The sequence below is a fragment of the Rhizobium anhuiense genome (assembly GCF_003985145.1).
In the GTDB taxonomy this organism is placed as follows: domain Bacteria; phylum Pseudomonadota; class Alphaproteobacteria; order Rhizobiales; family Rhizobiaceae; genus Rhizobium; species Rhizobium anhuiense.
In genome coordinates this window covers 442,384-457,951 of the sequence record NZ_ML133522.1, presented here as the reverse complement: position 1 = coordinate 457,951, position 15,568 = coordinate 442,384, and the positions used below count along the sequence as shown (strand labels likewise).

At 61.3% G+C, this 15,568-nt stretch carries 10 protein-coding genes; 2 read left to right on the top strand and 8 right to left on the bottom strand.

Going from position 1 to position 15,568, the window contains the following annotated elements:
- Positions 1 to 126: 126 nt before the first annotated feature.
- The 7 genes from EEQ99_RS08255 to EEQ99_RS08225 all read right to left on the bottom strand — a co-directional run bounded on the left by EEQ99_RS08255 (position 127) and on the right by EEQ99_RS08225 (position 11,504).
- The gene (locus EEQ99_RS08255; RefSeq protein ID WP_127430214.1) at positions 127 to 3,282 is read right to left on the bottom strand and encodes an efflux RND transporter permease subunit; all 3,156 of its coding nucleotides are present in this window, start codon (positions 3,280 to 3,282) and stop codon (positions 127 to 129) included.
- Entirely contained in the window at positions 3,279 to 4,490 is a 1,212-nt protein-coding gene (locus tag EEQ99_RS08250; RefSeq protein WP_127430213.1) for an efflux RND transporter periplasmic adaptor subunit, read from the bottom strand. The genes EEQ99_RS08255 and EEQ99_RS08250 overlap by 4 nt, the downstream gene beginning before the upstream one ends.
- Before the next feature lie 266 nt (positions 4,491 to 4,756).
- The gene (locus tag EEQ99_RS08245; protein WP_063474608.1) at positions 4,757 to 5,677 is read right to left on the bottom strand and encodes an adenylate/guanylate cyclase domain-containing protein; all 921 of its coding nucleotides are present in this window, start codon (positions 5,675 to 5,677) and stop codon (positions 4,757 to 4,759) included.
- A gap of 160 nt (positions 5,678 to 5,837) precedes the next feature.
- Positions 5,838 to 7,388 (bottom strand): SpoVR family protein, encoded by a 1,551-nt coding sequence (locus EEQ99_RS08240; protein WP_047610884.1) that lies wholly within the window; start codon positions 7,386 to 7,388, stop codon positions 5,838 to 5,840.
- Positions 7,385 to 8,659, bottom strand: coding sequence for a YeaH/YhbH family protein (locus EEQ99_RS08235; RefSeq protein ID WP_047610886.1), 1,275 nt, complete (start codon positions 8,657 to 8,659; stop codon positions 7,385 to 7,387). The genes EEQ99_RS08240 and EEQ99_RS08235 overlap by 4 nt, the downstream gene beginning before the upstream one ends.
- A 12-nt stretch (positions 8,660 to 8,671) precedes the next feature.
- Positions 8,672 to 10,615: a PrkA family serine protein kinase gene (locus tag EEQ99_RS08230; protein WP_047610888.1), complete on the bottom strand. Its 1,944-nt coding sequence runs from the start codon at positions 10,613 to 10,615 to the stop codon at positions 8,672 to 8,674.
- 412 nt (positions 10,616 to 11,027) lie between these two features.
- On the bottom strand, positions 11,028 to 11,504 hold the full coding sequence (locus EEQ99_RS08225) for a VOC family protein (protein ID WP_047610889.1): 477 nt from the start codon (positions 11,502 to 11,504) through the stop codon (positions 11,028 to 11,030).
- A 260-nt stretch (positions 11,505 to 11,764) separates the two neighbouring features.
- Here EEQ99_RS08225 and EEQ99_RS08220 point away from each other — a divergent pair, with 260 nt between their 5' ends.
- The gene (locus EEQ99_RS08220) at positions 11,765 to 14,257 is read left to right on the top strand and encodes an ATP-dependent helicase (protein ID WP_047610891.1); all 2,493 of its coding nucleotides are present in this window, start codon (positions 11,765 to 11,767) and stop codon (positions 14,255 to 14,257) included.
- 16 nt (positions 14,258 to 14,273) lie between these two features.
- Here EEQ99_RS08220 and EEQ99_RS08215 read toward each other — a convergent pair whose 3' ends face one another.
- Complete coding sequence (locus EEQ99_RS08215; protein ID WP_047611758.1) at positions 14,274 to 14,621, bottom strand: membrane protein; 348 nt, start codon at positions 14,619 to 14,621, stop codon at positions 14,274 to 14,276.
- A gap of 402 nt (positions 14,622 to 15,023) precedes the next feature.
- Here EEQ99_RS08215 and EEQ99_RS08210 point away from each other — a divergent pair, with 402 nt between their 5' ends.
- Positions 15,024 to 15,527, top strand: a complete 504-nt coding sequence (locus EEQ99_RS08210; RefSeq protein WP_063474606.1) for an EF-hand domain-containing protein — start codon at positions 15,024 to 15,026, stop codon at positions 15,525 to 15,527.
- Positions 15,528 to 15,568 lie beyond the last annotated feature (41 nt).

Below are 15,568 nucleotides of genomic sequence, written 5' to 3'. Positions count from 1 at the left end.
ATTGCCGTTTATGCTTAACAAACGGCTAAACTTCAGAAGTAATTCATCTTATTTTTCAAGGTTTCGTACACCATAAGAAACGCCGCCGGACGAGGTACGGCGGCGTTGCAAAATCGGATGGAAGCCTTATTCGGCAGCCTGTAGCTGCTCATCGTCGGGGGCAGTGCGCGACCGTGTGGCGACCGCCATCTCTTCGTGCAGGCGCGCTTCCTCATGGGCGTGCGGCTTGGCGAAGCGGGCAAGCAGCAGATAGGCGACCGGCGTGATGAACAGCGTCACCAGCGTCGCGAAACCGAGACCGCCGACGATCACCCAGCCAAGCGCGACGCGTGCTTCGGCGCCCGCGCCATGGGCAAAGACCAGCGGCACGCCGCCGAGGATGGTGGCAATCATCGTCATCATCACCGGGCGAAGGCGTAGCGCGCAAGCTTTCTCGATCGAGGACCGCACGTCCTCGCCGCGGTCGCGCAGCTGATTGGCGAATTCGACGATCAGGATGCCGTTCTTGGCCATGACGCCGACGAGCAGCACGAGACCGATCTGGCTGTAGATGTTGAGGCTGGAGCCGGTGATCACCAGCGCGAAAACGGCGCAGGCAAGGCCGAGCGGCACCGTCGACATGATGATCAGCGAGGACAGCACGCTTTCGAACTGCGCGGCCAATACCAGGAAGATGATGACGATGGCGAAGCCGAAGGTCAGCGCCATGCCGCTCGAATTCTCCTCGAGCGTCGCCGCTTCAGCAAGCGGCAACAGGCGGGAGCCTGCCGGCAACAGCGGCTCGGCGAGCGCTGTGACCTGCTTGACCGCATCGCCGAGCGACATGCCGTTCCTGAGGCCGGCCGTGATCGCGACCGAAGCGAGCTGCTGCTCGCGGTTGAGCTGCGGCGCAACCGAACCTTCCTTCATCGTGGCGATGACCGACATCGGCACGATCTTGCCGTCGCCGGTCTTCAGGAACACGTTCTCGAGGTCGGTCGGATCGTCGATCGGCCGCGTCGTCGAGGTCAGAAGCACGGGATAGGATTCGCCGTCGACGAAGACGTCGACCACCGAGCGCCCTTCGAGCAGCGACTGGATCGCCGTCGAAAGCCCGGTGATGTCGATGCCGAGGTCGGAGGCACGCTCGCGGTCGATCGCCACCGATACCTGCGCCTGGCTCGGCTCGTTGGTCAGGCGCGGCGTATCGTATTGGCCGGTGGCCTCGAGCGCCTGAACCAGCTTGGCGGCTGCCGCCGTCAGCGCCTCGTGATCATTGCCGATCAGCGCCATCTGCACGCCGCTGCCGGCGCCGCGGATGCGCAGGCTGTTGGAGGAGATGGCATTGCCGCGCAGCGCCGGCACCCTTGATGCCGCCTGGTTGATGTCGCCGACGATCTCCGCCTGCGTCCTCTGACGCTCTCCCCAGGGAGCAAGTGTCAGCACCATGAAGCCGCTATTCAAAGAACCGCCCTGGCCTGAGATCGAGAAGACGTTGCGGATGTCGCCGCTGTCGACCAGCGGCTGCAGATATTCCTCGACGAGCTGCATCTTGTCGCGAGTATATTCGAGGCTCGATCCCTGCGGCGTCGTCAGCCGCATCATCACCATCGAGCGGTCCTCTTCGGGCGTCAGCTCGCTCTTGACTGTGGAAAAGGCGATGACCGCCGCGCCGGCAAAGATTACCGAAAACAGGATGACGACGAAGGGCGCGTTGAGGCAGCCGTGCAGCGCCCATTTATAGAGACCGGCAAGCGCCCCGCCGAAACGGCCGAGCGCGCCGTGATCCTCGAGAACCGGCTTGGTCAGCATGCGCGAGGCAAGCATCGGACACAGCGTCAGCGCCACAATCGACGACAGCCCGACCGAGAAGGCGAGCACGAAGCCGAATTCGCGAAAAAGGCCGCCGACCTGTCCCGGCAGGAAGGAGAGCGGAATGAACACCGCCGCCAGCGTCGCCGTCGTGGCGATGACGGCGAAGAACACCTCGCGCGTGCCGAGCACGGCGGCCGCGCGCGGCCCCATGCCTTCGGCGCGCCGGCGCACGATATTTTCGAGCACGACGATCGCATCGTCGACGACGAGGCCGGTCGCCAGCACGATGGCAAGCAGCGTCAGGATGTTGATCGAGAAGCCGACCATATAAATTGCCGCCAGCGTGCCGATCAGCGCCACCGGCATGCTGACCGCCGGGATCAGCGTCGCGCGCCAGTCGCGCAGGAAGAGATAGATGACGGCGGTGACGATGACGGCGGCGAGCACCAGCGCCAGCACCACCTCGTGGATCGCGCCCTGGATGAAGACGGCGTCGTCGCTGGTTATGGCGATCCTCGTGCCCTCGGGCAACGTCTTCGATAGCTGGTCGACAGCGGCCTTGATGCCGGTCGAGATGTTCAGCGTATTCGACTGCGCCTGGCGAATGATGCCGAGGCCGATGCCCGGCTTGCCGTTGGAGCGCAGCGCCGTTTCACCGTCGCGCGGCCCAAGCGTCACCGTCGCCACATCACCGAGCCGAATACGATCCTGCAGCATGACGTTGGAAAAATCCGCCGGCGTCTGCAGATTGGCGGTGGCGCGCACCACGATATCCTGCGTCTTGCTTTTCAGCGAGCCGGCCGGCACGTCGAGGGCCGCATTGTCGAGCGCCTTCGTCAGGTCGCCGATGGTCAGCCCGCGGCTGGCCAGCGCGCCCTGGTCGACATCGACGCGGAAAACCTTCTCCTGGTCGCCATATTCCTCGACATCGGCAACGCCATCGACGGAGGCGAGGCGATCGATCACCTCGTTTTCGACGAGCTGTGTCAGGTCGTCCATGTTGAGTTTGGTGGAGGTGACGGCAAGGCGCATGATCGCCGAGGAATCCGAATCCGCCTTGACGATCTGCGGCGCATCCGCCTCATCCGGCAGGTTCTGGGTGACGCGGCCGATCGCGTCGCGCACGTCGTTGGCGGCGACCGCCAGATCGATCGCATCGGAGAATTCCAGCGTCACCCGACTCTGGCCGAAGGAAGAGGTCGACGAGATCGACTTCAGGCCGCTGACGCGCGCAACCGCCCCCTCGATCACCTTGGTCAGTTCCTGGTCGATCGTCTGCGGCGATGCGCCGTCGAAGGTGGTGCGCACGGTGACGACGGGACGGTCGACATCCGGCAGTTCGCGCACCTCGACGCCGACATAAGCCGCAAGGCCGGCGACGACCATCAGCGTGTTGAACACCAGCGCCAGGATCGGCCGGCGAACGAAAAGTGCGGTGAAGCTCTGCTTGCCCGAGGCCCTGTCCTGATGAATCTCGGTCACGCTCATTGGGTCGCGACCTCCGCAGTGGATGCGACATCGGCGCTGATACGCACCGCCCCGCCCTCCCGCACACGCTGCAGGCCCTGCGTTACGATCTTGTCGCCGTCCTTAAGGTCGGCTTTGACGAGCACGAAATCGGGATTCCGCTGCACGACGCTGACGCGCACCTTATGCGACTTGTCGTCGGTCACCTGCCAGACGAAGGAACCCTGCGAATCCCACTGCACGGCGACCGGGTCGACGGCCGGATATTTGTCGCCGGGAAATTTCATGCTGACGCTGAAGGACATGCCGGCACGCAGCTCATCGGAGCTGTTGTCGATCCGGGCGCGCAGGCGAAGCGTGCGGCTTGCCGCGTCGATGCGGTTGTCGACGGCTTCGACGACACCGGAAAACACCTGTCCCGGCCTTGCGACCGACATCGCCTCGACCGGCTGGCCGACCGACACTGTATTGGCGAAGCGCTCCGGCACCCAATAGTCGACGAGGATTTCCGAACGGTCGTCGAGGGTGACGATCGGGATGCTCGTCGTGACGTTGTCACCAATATTGACCGGCACGATGCCGACGATGCCGTCGATCGGGGCTGTGATGTTGCGCCGTGCGAGATTGAGCTCGGCAGCCTGCAGCTGCAGCCGCGCGCCCTGCTCGGCGATCTCGGAATCGAAGACATCCATGCGCGACACGCTGGACTTGATGTTGTGATAGAGATTGGATTTCTCGACGGCGGCCTTGACCGCCACATCCGCCTGGCCGCGGGCGATCACCTGCTCTTCGCTGTCGAGCTTGGCCAGCACCTGCCCGGCCTTCACCCTGTCGCCCGACTTGATGAGGATTTCGCGGATTGTGCCCGATGCCTGCGGCGTGACCGCAACCGAACGGATCGCGTCACCCGTGCCGATGGCATTCAGCCGATCGTTGACGACGCCCTGGACGACGGCTTGCGTCGCGACGAGGATGGCGCTGTTGCGCCCGCCGCCATTGCGGCGGTTCTGGCTCTGGCCTTGTCCCTCACCGCGCTGCTGACTTTGCGCCCGGCCGGGAGCATCGGCATCCGCCGTCTCCTCGGCCTTCGGCGCGATCTTGGAAACGATGCTCTCTGGAATACCTGCATCGCGCATCGTATCGCCGGCGCCAGGCACAAGGAAAACCCACGCGGCAAAGCCGGCAATGATGACGACGAGCGACAGTATAAACTGCTTCCAAAAGGCCATTCACGTCTCCAGAGGGACTCGAGGTTGGACCAGGGTCGGTCGAAAGAGGCGCCGCGGGATCGAGAGTCCCGTCTGATGCGACAATATCGCGCGTTTACAGTTTACCGGCAAGCATAAGCAGCCGGCATTACCGATTTGTAATATCAGCAAAGAATGGAAATAACCCGGCCGCTCACTTTTGCTTGAACGGACACTCACGCATGTCTTTGACGCCGTCGATTTCGGGAGAGATGCCGTATCCAATCTCTGGCGATGCGGGTTGGTGCCTATCGGCGCATCGACCATCGCAGGCCCATTGCGGCGGCAATCCCGAGGATCGGCCACACCGCCCAGAACTGCCCCGTCCAGGTGAAGAGGTTGATGCTGACAAAGCCGAGCGCCAGGATCGCCAGCAAGGTGATCTTCCGGTGGAACCGGGTCTGGTCGCGATTCCAGGCGAGTGCCGCGACAACGGCGAGCGCAAGCACCGGAAAGCGCGCCCAGAAAACGCCCTGCCACGATAGAAGGTTGATGCCGATCAGGACCACGGCGATGACGCCAAGCACCCCGTACAGCCTGCGTCCGCCCGGTGCCGGCCTTACCTCGGCCATATCAGCCGGCATAACCGCCGCCGGCTGCGGTCGCGCCGGACCGGATCTTCCAGCAGGCGGCGTCTCATCCCTGGCGTCGCCGATCTTCACCGCATAGCTCGGCACGCCTTCATCGACGTTCTTCACCATCAGCGGCCCGAGAAACTCGAAACCCACAGCCACCTTGTTGCGGACCTGGTCGTAAACGGTGCTCGATATGACGATGCCGCCGGCCGCCGCCGAAGCCTGCAACCGCGCCGCGATATTCACGCCGTCGCCATAAATATCGTCGCCTTCGACGATGACGTCGCCGAGATTGATGCCGATGCGGAAGAGCATGCGCCCGTCGGCCGGGCGGCGGGCGTTGAAGCCCGCGAGTTCGTTCTGGGTGTCGACGGCCGCGCGCACCGCTTCGACCACGCTCGGGAAATCGGCGATCAGCCCATCGCCCCAGGTATTGATGACGCGGCCGCCATGGCTTTCGATCAGGCGCCCCATCGCCTCGCGGCAGCGCTTCAGGCTGGCAAGCGTGCCCTCCTCGTCAGCCCCCATCAGCCGCGTATAGTCCTGCACGTCAGCACAGAAGATCGTCGTCAGCTTGCGCCGCGTTTCACTCATGGTCTCTCGTCTCCGCGCTATCCGCCCGCCGGGAAAGATCGCTGCAAAGGGTGAAACTGGCCGAGATCAGGTGGGCGATTGCAACGGCGATAAACTACTAAGGCTTTGTGTTTGTTGCCACCGATAATTGTTGATTATCGCCCGTCAGCATAACGGCTGATTATTGAACGATTTTGCGCGGGCTCGCCGTGTGTTCTCTCGCCACCGTGCTGGAGCTGTCGATTTCCTGAAGCAAGACGTCGTAGCCCCAGAGATCGGCGAGATGCTGCAGGACGAGTTTCGTGTCATTTTCCTGAAGGTAGCAGCCATTCACGACGATGTGCTGCAGCAACAGGCGGCGGTCGCCGGCGAGGTCGACATCGACGATATCGATTGCCGGGTCGGTCCAGCCGATATCGTATTCGCGGGAGAGCTGGCGGCGGATGCGCAAATATCCGCGCTCATTGTGGATCGCCGAAACCAGTATCCCCTCGGTCTGTTCCGGATCGTCGTAGAGATGGAACAACCGCAACTGCCGGATCAGGTTCGGGCTCAGGAACTGGCTGATGAAGCTCTCGTCCCGGTAGTTGGCCCAGATGTCGCGCAGCACCGCCATCGCATCGCCTCGTCCGGCGATATCGGGAAACCATGCGCGGTCCTCTTCCGTCGGCGCCGTGACGATCCTCTCGATATCCTGCATCATCGCAAAACCAAGCGCATAGGGGTTGAATCCCGAGAACCGCCGGTCGTCATAACTCGGCTGGAACACCACATTGGCGTGCGACTTCAGGAATTCCAGGAAGTTTCCGTCGCTGATCTGCCCTCGCTCGTGAAGCCGGTTCATGATCTGGTAGTGGACGAAGGTGGCGGTTCCCTCGTTCATCACCTTGGTCTGGCGCTGCGGATGAAAATATTGCGCGACGTGGCGGACGATGCGAAGGATCTCGCGCTGCCACGGCTGCAGCCGCGGCGCCGTTTTCTCGAGAAAGTAAAGGATGTTGTCCTGCGGAAGACCGAGGGCGGCGCGGCGCTTATCCAGGCCGCTGTCGCTCGCCTTTTTGGCCTTGCCGACGGGAACCGTGCGCCACAGGTCGTTGAACATCTGTTCCTCGTGGGCGCGGCGCTCCTGCTGCCGCTTCTCCTCCTGGCGAAGATCGATGGTGGTCTTGCCCGCGTATCGATGCACCCCGTGCGACATCAGCGCATGGGCTGCATCGAGCGTGCGCTCGACGGCCGTCTCGCCGTAACGCTCCTCGCAGCGCGTGATATAACCCTTGGCGAAATCAAGGTAATCGAGGATGCCCTCCGCATCGGTCCAGAGCTTGAAGAGATAATTGTTCTTGAAGAAATGGTTGTGGCCGAAGGCCGCATGCGCGGTGACGAGCGTCTGCATCGTCGCCGTGTTCTCTTCCATCAGGTAGGAAATGCAGGGAGAGCTGTTGATGACGATCTCATAAGCAAGATCGCGCATCCCCCGGCGATAGAAAGTTTCGTGATGCGCGAAGTGTTTGCCGAAGGACCAATGGCGGTAAAAGAGCGGCATGCCGGTTGAGGAATAGGCATCCAGCATCTGCTCGGAGGTGATGACTTCGATTTGGTTCGGATAGACGTCGAGGCCGAGTTCGTTAAGCGCGATGTCCTCGCAGGCGTCGTGGATGCGCTGGAGTGTTGAAAAGTCCCAGTCGGCCCCCTCGAACAATAGCCGCTCTCGTGGCCTCATCGTCATGGTCATGGCGTTACCTTCGACTGTGCGTCACGTTTCTGGAAGAGATCGTGGAAAACCGGGAATATTTCGTTTCGCCGGCAGACCTTGCGCATCGAAAGCGGCTGCAGCTCGGAACGGATCCCGTCATAGAGCATCCAAAGCGGTGAGCGGGATACGGAGGAGTCGCCGCCCTCTTCGCCAACCTCGATATAGGCGAAATACTGGCACAGCGGCAAAATCTCGCGCAGCAGCTGCCCGCTCAGGTTCCCGTCCGAATGGGCATTGTCGCCATCCGAGGCCTGGGCGCCATAGATATTCCATTCTGCCGGATCGAAACGCGCCGCGATGATCGCCCGCATTGCCGCCAGCGCGCTGGAGACCAGCGTGCCGCCCGTTGCCGGGCCATAAAAGAAGGTTTCCTCGTCGACTTCCTCGGCCTTGTCGGTATGGCGGATGAAGACGATCTCCACTTTCTTGTAACGCTTCGACAGGAAGAGGTAGAGCAGCAGATAGAAACGCTTCGCCAGGTCCTTCATGTGTTCCGACATCGAGCCGGAGACGTCCATCAGGCAGAACATCACGGCCTTCGCCACAGGCTTCGGCTCGTTTTCGAAGCGGCGATACCGCACGTCGAGCGGATCGATATAGGGAATGCGCCGGCTTTTTTCCGTCAGGGATTTGAGTTTTGCCTCAAGCGTCAGGCGGCTCTCGTCGTCCTCGCATTCCTCGATCTGCCGCTGCAGGGCTTCGATTTCTTCGCGGCGCGGACGGCCAAGCGCGACACGGCGCATCATCGCGAGCCTGGTCGTGCGGCCGACGGCGATGTTGGACGGCGATCCCGACACGGAATAGCCGGCACGGAAGGGCGTTTCCTCCTCGGTTTCGGCCAGGCGCCGCTTGGCAAGGTCGGGCAGTTCCAGATCGTCCAGGAACACATCGAGGAATTCCTCGCGCGTGAGCACGAAACGGAAGCCGTCCTCGCCGTCGCCCTCGCCCGCATCCTTGGGTTTTCCGCCCCTGCTCCCCGGCGGGCGCGGAAGAATGTCGCCTTCGACGAAGGCCCTGTTTCCAGGCAGGATATGATCGCGGATGCCGCCGTCGCCCCTTCGCAAGTTCGGTTCGGCCATCCCATCGATCGGCAGGCTGATTTCCCCGCCGTCGAGCACATCGCGAATGTTGCGGTTTTGCAGAGAACGTTTGACCGCCTGCTGCACGGCGCCCTTCATGCGTCGAAGGAACCGCTGCCGATTTTCCAGACTTTTACCGCGCGGATTCAGCCGCCGGTCGACAATGTGCATAATGGCTCCGCATTAACTTGCCTGTTTGACGCGCATGTACCATTCCACAAGGCGTCGAACCTGCCTCTCGGTGTAACCCCGCGCGGCCATGCGCGAGACGAATTCGCTGTGCTTCTTTTCCGTTTCGGAATCCTTCTTCGATCCGAAGGAAATGACCGGCAAAAGATCTTCGACCTGCGAGAACATTCGCTTTTCGATGACTTCCCGGATTTTCTCGTAGCTCGTCCATGACGGATTCTTTCCGCCGTTGGCTGCCCGCGATCTCAAGCAGAACTTGACGATTTCGTTGCGGAAATCCTTCGGATTGGCGATTCCCGCCGGCTTTTCGATCTTCGTCAGTTCCTGGTTGAGGAGCTCGCGGTCGAGAAGCTGGCCAGTATCGGGATCCTTGAAGTCCACATCTTCGATCCAGGCATCGGCATAGTCCACGTAGCGGTCGAACAGGTTCTGTCCGTAGTCCGCATAGGATTCAAGATAGGCCTTCTGGATTTCATTTCCAATGAACTCTGCGTAACGCGGCGCAAGATCGGCCTTGATGAACTCCAGATAGCGCTTCTCGACATCGTCGGAAAACTGCTCGCGGCGGATCGACTGCTCCAGCACATACATCAGATGAACCGGATCGGCGCCGATATCCGTGGTGTCGTGGTTGAAGGTGGAGGCGAGCACCTTGAAGGCGAAGCGGGTGGATATGCCGTCCATGCCCTCGTCGATGCCGGCGGCATCCCGATATTCCTGGACACTGCGGGCGCGCGGATCCGTCTCCTTCAGGCTTTCGCCGTCGTAGGTGCGCATCTTCGAGAAATACGTCGAATTCTCATGCTTGCGCAGGCGTGAAAGCACGGAGAAGCGGGCCAGCATTTCGAGCGTCGCCGGGGCGCATGGCGCATCGGCGAGTTCGGATCCCTCGATCAGCTTCTCGTAGATCTTCTGCTCTTCCGTCACGCGCAGGCAATAGGGCACCTTGATGACGCAAATACGGTCGATGAACGCTTCGTTGTTCTTGTTGGCCTTGAAGGTCTGCCATTCCGCCTCGTTCGAATGCGCAAGAACGATGCCGGAGAAGGGTATGGCGCCGATATTCTCGGAGCCGATATAGTTCCCCTCCTGCGTCGCCGTCAGCAGCGGATGCAACATCTTGATCGGCGCCTTGAACATCTCGACGAATTCGAGCACGCCCTGATTGGCGCGGTTGAGGCCGCCCGAATAGCTGTAGGCATCGGGATCGTTCTGGGAATAGGTCTCCAGCTTGCGGATATCGACCTTGCCGACCAGCGACGAGATATCCTGATTGTTCTCGTCTCCAGGCTCGGTCTTGGCGATGGCGATCTGGCGCAGCCGCGAAGGCTGTACTCTGACGACGCGGAAGCGGGAGATATCGCCGCCGAAATCGTCGAGTCGCTTCAGGCACCACGGGCTCATCAGTCCGTTCAGGCGACGCAGGGGAATACCGTATTGCTCCTGCAGGAGCGATCCCATCGTGTCCGGGTCGAAGAGGTTGAGCGGACTTTCGAAAACGGGGCTGATCTCGTCACCGGCCTTCAGCACGTAGATCGGATGAACCTCCATCAGCAGCTTTAGCCGCTCCGCCAGCGATGACTTGCCGCCGCCGACCGGGCCGAGCAGATAGAGGATCTGCTTGCGCTCTTCGAGCCCCTGGGCTGCATGCCGGAAGAAGGAAACGATGCGTTCGATTGTCTCTTCCATGCCGTGGAAGCCGGCAAAGGCGGGATAGATCCGGATGGTCCGGTTCATGAAAATCCGGCCGAGGCGCGCGTCCCTGGCGGTATCGACCATCTGCGGCTCGCCTATCGCGGCGAGCAGCCGCTCGGTCGCATTGGCATAGGCAAGCGGTTCTTTTTTACAAAGGTCGAGATACTCCGCGATCGACATATCGGTCTCGCGGCGCGCATCATAACTGCGGGTGAACGCATCAAATACGGATTCGCTCAGCATGGGCCCTCCATTCAAGGTTACTGCCACAGGCTCTAGGTCGTCATACCAAAGGAGATGGCCACGACATTCCTAAGAATCAATAGTTTCGCAGGTATATTCCACGCTCACCGGCTGTTTCTGGCAATGCACAAAAACGTGCATGCACCGGTTATTTTTTTACTCTACGAAACTGTTTCTTATTGTAGTTGAGAAAAGGGCTTTTGCGGTATCAGCACATTTCGCGACGTGACAGAAAGATGAAAAGGGTGTGCAATGTCGCCCGTGATTCGAGCCCTGGAAAAATCGACGCTTGGCAGCCAATCTGCGCAAAGTCGATGCTGGACAGCGCATACCCATCCGCGCCTGACATGATAAAGACGGGCGCATCACAGCCATGCGCCCGTTTTTCGTAACGATATGCCACCGGCGCGACTCAGCCGTTGAACGCCTTTTCCAGCGCGGCGATATCGATCTTGATCATGCCGAGCATCACCTCGGTCACGCGCCTCGCCCGCTCGCGGTCGCTATCGGCGACCATCTCGGAAAGCATGCGCGGCACGATCTGCCAGGAAAGGCCCCAGCGATCCTTCAGCCAGCCGCAGGCCTCCGGCGTGCCGCCATTGGCGAGGAATGCCTCCCATATCCGATCGATCTCGGCCTGGCTTTCCAGGAGAATCGCGATCGAGAAGGAATGGTTGAAGCTATCGAGCGGCCCGGCTTTCATCGCCAGGAAGGCCTGGTCGCCGAGCGTGAACTCGATCAGCTCGACGCTGCCGGGAGGCCCGCTCGGCGTTTCCGCCGGCAATATAGTGATGCGGCCGATCCGGGAGTCGGGGATAACGGATGTGTAGAATTCGACGGCTTCGCGCGCTTGCTCGGCGAACCAGAGATTTGAAACGACCTTCGGCATGAAACGGCCTCCTTGTTGACGAGTATTGATCCGGACCCCGTCCGATGATCGAAGCCCGATGCTTCAAGGACGTCGCGCCGGCATCGCTTCCGACAGGCTGCGATCTGAATTTTTTCGCCCGGTTCGCCGGCATGGCGATCGCAGCCGCGCTCGCGGCGCCCTTAGTGCCCAGAGCATCCCGCTTGGGATAGCGGCCACTTGGGAATGAAAGCAGAACATCTTTTCTGGTCTTTCCTTCCCGAATCACTACATTACGCGCCATGAGCAATAGTTTCGACGATATTCCCTTCTTTGATGAAGAGCCGGGCGAGATGGCGCGCAAGCCGCAGCCGCCTCAGGCTTCGTTGGGAAAGGCGCCTGCAACAGGGAGCATTGCAGCTGGAGGCCTCGCCGCGCGCGCCATGGCGGCCCGCGACGGCGGCAAGCGGCCGGATTATCTTGCCGGGCTGAATCCTGAGCAGACAGATGCCGTCGAAACGCTGGAGGGCCCGGTCCTCGTGCTCGCCGGCGCCGGCACCGGCAAGACACGGGTGCTCACCACCCGCATTGCCCATATTCTCAACACCGGCCGCGCCTTCCCCTCGCAGATCCTCGCCGTCACCTTCACCAACAAGGCCGCCCGCGAGATGAAGGAGCGCATTGCGCTGCTCGTCGGCGGCGCCGTCGAAGGCATGCCCTGGCTCGGCACCTTCCACTCGATCGGCGTCAAGCTGCTGCGCCGCCACGGCGAGCTCGTCGGCCTGCGCTCCGATTTCACCATTCTCGATACCGACGACGTCGTCCGCCTGATCAAGCAGCTGATCCAGGCCGAAGGCCTCGACGACAAGCGCTGGCCGGCCAAGCAGTTCGCCGGTATGATCGACACCTGGAAGAATAAAGGCCTCGGGCCTGCCGATATTCCCGAGGGCGACGCCCGCGCCTTTGCCAATGGCCGCGGCCGCGATCTCTATTTTGCCTATCAGAACCGCCTGACGACGCTGAACGCCTGCGACTTCGGCGACCTGCTGATGCATCCGATCGCGATCTTCCGCAAAAATCCGGATCTCCTGAAGGAATATCACGGCCGCTTCCGCTATATCCTGGTCGACGAGTACCAGGACACCAACACCGCCCAGTATATGTGGTTGAGGCTCCTCGCCCAACGCGCCAAGGGCGAGCCGCAGAATGTCTGCTGCGTCGGCGACGACGACCAGTCGATCTACGGCTGGCGCGGCGCGGAGGTCGACAATATCCTGCGCTTCGAGAAGGATTTCCCCGGCGCCAAGGTGATCAAGCTCGAGCGCAATTACCGTTCGACCGAACATATTCTCGGCGCCGCGGCGCATCTGATCGCCCATAATGAAGGCCGGCTCGGCAAGACGCTGTTCACCGATCGCTCCGATCCGGACGACATCAAGGTTCAGGTCCACGCCTCCTGGGATTCGGAAGAGGAAGCCCGCGCCATCGGCGAGGAGATCGAGCAGCTCCAGCGCAGCAAGCATCTCTTAAACGACATGGCGATCCTCGTGCGCGCCTCCTTCCAGATGCGCGAATTCGAAGACCGCTTCGTCACCCTCGGCCTCAATTACCGCGTCATCGGCGGCCCACGCTTCTACGAGCGCCTGGAAATCCGCGATGCCATGGCCTATTTCCGCCTGGTCGCTCAAGCCTCCGATGACCTCGCCTTCGAACGCATCATCAATACGCCAAAGCGTGGCCTCGGCGATACGACGGTGCGTGCGCTGCACGACTACGCGCGCGCTCGCGACATCCCGATGCTTGCGGCAGCGGCCGACATCATCGAGACCGACGAGCTGAAACCGAAGGCGCGAAAGGCTCTCTTCGACGTGATTCAATCTTTCCGCCGATGGCAGGAACTGCTTGAAAACACACCGCATACCGAACTTGCCGAGCAGATCCTCGAAGAGTCCGGCTATACCGACATGTGGAAGAACGACAAAAGCGCCGAAGCTCCCGGCCGCCTTGAGAACCTTAAGGAACTGATCCGCTCGATGGAGAGCTTCGAGTCGATGCGCGGCTTCCTTGAACATGTCTCCCTCGTCATGGATGCCGAGACCAACGAAAACCTCGACGCCGTCTCGATCATGACGCTGCACTCGGCCAAGGGCCTGGAATTCGACACCGTCTTCCTGCCCGGCTGGGAGGAAGGCCTCTTCCCGCACCAGCGCTCGCTGGATGAGAGCGGCCGCGCCGGCCTGGAGGAGGAACGCCGCCTTGCCTATGTCGGCATCACCCGCGCCAAGCACCGCTGCCATATCTGGTTCGTCTCCAACCGCCGCATCCACGGTCTCTGGCAGTCGACCCTGCCCTCGCGTTTCCTCGACGAACTGCCGGAAACCCATGTCGAGGTCGCCGAAATGGAGCAGAGCTATGGCGGTTACGGCCGCGGCGGCTACGGCCAGTCCCGCTTCGACAAGGCCGAGCCCTTCGCCAATTCCTATTCCACCCCAGGCTGGAAACGCGCCCAGGCCAACAAGACCGACGCCACCCGCGACAATTGGGGCACCCGCTCCGGCCACGCCGTCGAACGCATCGGCTATGGCGAAAGCGGTCCGAAAGGGCGCACGATCGACGGCGAGCTGGTGGCGAAATCGACCTCGTCGGAACCGTCGCGATTCACCCTCGGCGATCGCGTGTTCCATCTGAAATTCGGCAACGGCAACATCACCGGCATCGAAGGTAACAAGCTGACGATCGAGTTCGACCGGGCCGGACAGAAGCGGGTGCTGGACGGGTTCGTCGAACGCGTCTGACCTTGCGTCAGCACCTTCAGCCGAGCATCCGCATGCTTCCAAGCCCGAGAATATCGTTCATCAGGGCAATTCCCATCCCGGTGGCGACGATCGACAATCCGATCAGGAAAAGCCGGCGAGCCCGGTCATATTTGACAGCCACCAGTGAGTCCCGCGCCAGAAGATCGGCAAACACCTTCACCTGAATGGCGATGCCGACCGTCAGGAACGACATCGGCAGAAGATCGATGCGGCTCCAGTCATTCGGATTGGATACCCAGAGACTGATGAAATTGAGGGAGAAACCGAGGATGATCCCGGTCGCCGTCAGCGATCCGTTGCGGAAGGTCGCATCGATCTTTTCGTCGGGGTCCGCTTCGGACATGGCTTCGGTTCCGGCTTGCAGCTGACGGCAAGAAAGGCAGAAATCGCAGTCCTGAGCAAGATCGATCTGCCATCGCGCTCCGGGAAGCTGGACGAAATGCCGCAGTGGGCGGAGACCCGGCGCACCGCCCATTGCCCCTTCAACAAGCCGCGATGGCGGCATCGCGTGCGCTCGCAGAGATGGACTTTCGCTCGCCCGAACCCGTCGATCGCTAAAAACGCCAATCATTTCAATGAAACAGCTTTGGTAACCGAAAGGTTAACGTGCGTTGCCCCACGCCGTCAATCGCACCTTCTTCCCTGTCAAAACGTCGCTTTGACGCTTTGCGCAAATCAGCTTAGCCCGGAGACTGCCCGTCCATGAAAGGCGGGCTTCACGACGAACTTTTCGAAGGAGGTTCAAGTGACCAGTGTTTCATCTCTCGGCAGCACATTGACACAGTATCAGTCTCCGCTTTCAAGCCTGGACAAGAACGGTGACGGCGTCATTTCGGCGGACGAGCTCGCCGCCGCATCGCAGTCCTCGACATCAAGCACGGTCGCGACCGACGGCGATAGCGACGACAGCAGTACCGACATCGTCAAGAAGATCACCGCCGACATCCTGTCGCTGATGCTGTCCATGCAGAAAACCGACGACAGCGACGATCAGGGCGACGGTAGCGATCAAAGCGACGACACTTCCAAAGGTGTCTTCGCCGCGATGGATACGAATGGCGACGGCAAGTTGACCGAGTCGGAATTCCTCGCCGCCGATCCGAGCAAAATCAGTACATCCGGCGATAGCGATCCGCTGCTCACCAAGGTGCTGAGCGACATGCAGACGGCGCTTCAGGCCTACCGCAATACCTACGGCGCTTCCGCCGCGGCAGGTGATTCCGCAGCCGACACCGCGGTTGCGATCTAGCCGGCCGAGATCCGGGCTCTGCCGGGGGAGCCTCGATCCAC